Source organism: Corallococcus terminator (assembly GCF_003611635.1).
GTDB lineage: Bacteria > Myxococcota > Myxococcia > Myxococcales > Myxococcaceae > Corallococcus > Corallococcus terminator.
Genome location: NZ_RAVZ01000772.1, coordinates 1 through 587, shown reverse-complemented (window position 1 = coordinate 587; position 587 = coordinate 1). Strand labels below are relative to the sequence as shown.

At 76.7% G+C, this 587-nt stretch carries 1 protein-coding gene; it reads right to left on the bottom strand.

Annotated elements, in window-relative coordinates:
- Positions 1-301: 301 nt before the first annotated feature.
- Positions 302-587: hypothetical protein (locus D7V88_RS42060; protein ID WP_208726782.1), on the bottom strand; the 286-nt coding region annotated here is incomplete at its 5' end.

Below are 587 nucleotides of genomic sequence, written 5' to 3'. Positions count from 1 at the left end.
GGGGGCGGGTCATCCTGGGGGCTTCAGATGGACCGACGGGCGACGACACCCCCCGGTGTGGAAGTACCACCGTAACCAAACTCGGGCCCTGGGGACCAGTCCACCCACCCCACGGTGTGGCCTCCGCCACGTTGCCCGAGGAAACGGTGTGCCTGGCCGCTCGGTGGGCAGGTGGACCGACCCGGACATGCCGGAGCCCCGGCGCCACGTGGCCAAAGAGAAAGCCCGGCGGGGATGAACCCCACCGGGCCTTGGCTGTCACACGCGGGCCGCGCCTACGTCGCGGCGCCGCTCAACGACTTCAGGCGTCGCTGCCCCCGCCGGACGACTCCGAGGAGCCTCCGCCGGACGCCGCCGGAGGCGGGCCACCGGAGCCGCCGCCGTTGTTGCCGGAGCCTCCCTGGGAACCGCCGCGCTCGGGCCGCTCGCCGCCCCGGCCTTCTCCGCCGCGACGCTGCTCACCACCCCGGTTGCGCTCGCCGCCACCGCCACCGCCGCCACCACCGCGCTCGGGACGACGGCCCTCGCGACGGTCGCCGCCGCGCTCGCCGCCGCCGCCGCCAGCGCCACGAGGCTCCGCGCCGCGC